Origin of the sequence: Citrobacter sp. Igbk 14 (genome assembly GCF_028069825.1) — a bacterium.
GTDB lineage: Bacteria > Pseudomonadota > Gammaproteobacteria > Enterobacterales > Enterobacteriaceae > Citrobacter.
Window position 1 is genome coordinate 1 of sequence record NZ_JANEWM010000176.1, and the last position, 548, is coordinate 548.

At 47.7% G+C, this 548-nt stretch carries 1 tRNA gene and 2 rRNA genes; all 3 read left to right on the forward strand.

From position 1 onward, the window contains the following. A 16S ribosomal RNA gene (locus tag NNN64_RS23005) occupies window positions 1-78 on the forward strand; the annotation flags it as partial. Window positions 79-162: 84 nt separating this feature from the next. Next, window positions 163-238, forward strand: a tRNA-Glu gene (locus NNN64_RS23010). A gap of 219 nt (window positions 239-457) precedes the next feature. Then, a 23S ribosomal RNA gene (locus NNN64_RS23015) occupies window positions 458-548 on the forward strand; the annotation flags it as partial.

The following is a 548-nucleotide window of genomic DNA, read 5'->3' on the forward strand; positions in this document are numbered from 1 at the left end:
ACCACTTTGTGATTCATGACTGGGGTGAAGTCGTAACAAGGTAACCGTAGGGGAACCTGCGGTTGGATCACCTCCTTACCTTAAAGAAACGTTCTTTGTAGTGCTCACACAGATTGTCTGATGAAAAGTNAATAGCAAGGCGTCTTGCGATTGAGACTTCACGTCCCCTTCGTCTAGAGGCCCAGGACACCGCCCTTTCACGGCGGTAACAGGGGTTCGAATCCCCTAGGGGACGCCACTTGCTGGTTTGTGTGAGTGAAAGTCGCCGGCCGAAGTATCTCAAAACAGACTTCCGAGTCTTGTTTGAGATATTTGCTCTTTAAAAATCTGGATCAAGCTGAAAATTGAAACGACACACTGTTTCATTTCTCCGTAATAAGAAATGAAAAGCGGTGTGTNCGAGTCTCTCAAATTTTCGCANCACGATGGTGTTTTACGAAACATCTTCGGGTTGTGAGGTTAAGCGACTAAGCGTACACGGTGGATGCCCTGGCAGTCAGAGGCGATGAAGGACGTGCTAATCTGCGATAAGCGTCGGTAAGGTGATA